Here is a 617-nt window from a genome sequence, read left to right on the forward strand (position 1 = left end):
GGCTACAAGGCCAGTTTTGAACTCGGCGTGACCGAGATCGGCTGTATGGCCCATGCGCGGCGCAAGTTTTTCGAATTGCACGCCACGCACAAAAGCCAACTGGCAGAACAAGCCTTGCGATACATCCAGCTGCTGTATGAAGTCGAGCGTGAAGTCCGTGATCTAGAGCCTGATTTTCGCCGCCTGAGACGGCAAGAAAAAGCCGTGCCGGTGATGGATGCCCTGCATGCCTGGATGATCGCCCAGCGTCAGATCGTGCACGATGGTTCGGCTATCGCCAGAGCTTTAGATTACAGCCTAAAACGCTGGGCGGCGCTGTCGCGTTACCTCGATGACGGGGCCGTACCCATAGACAATAATTGGGCCGAAAACCAAATCCGACCATGGGCTCTGGGTCGAAAAAACTGGCTCTTTGCAGGCTCCCTGCGTAGCGGAAAACGTGCGGCGGCGATCATGAGTTTGATCCAATCAGCACGGCTAAACGGGCATGATCCGTATACCTATTTGAAGGACGTTCTCACGCGCCTGCCGACGCAGCGGGCGAGTGAGATTTCCGAGTTGCTGCCGCATAAATGGCAACCCGTTTAGTTACGCAAGACGGGATGCCCGGACGCATA

At 56.1% G+C, this 617-nt stretch carries 1 protein-coding gene; it reads left to right on the forward strand.

Annotated features, from left to right (window positions below; all coding sequences use genetic code 11):
* Positions 1-588 (forward strand): IS66 family transposase (locus K0F75_RS25410; protein WP_219064704.1); only part of this gene is annotated, 588 nt, incomplete at its 5' end.
* Between the last annotated feature and the right edge of the window lie 29 nt (positions 589-617).

This window comes from Pseudomonas sp. UMAB-08 (genome assembly GCF_900095225.1).
Lineage (GTDB): Bacteria > Pseudomonadota > Gammaproteobacteria > Pseudomonadales > Pseudomonadaceae > Aquipseudomonas.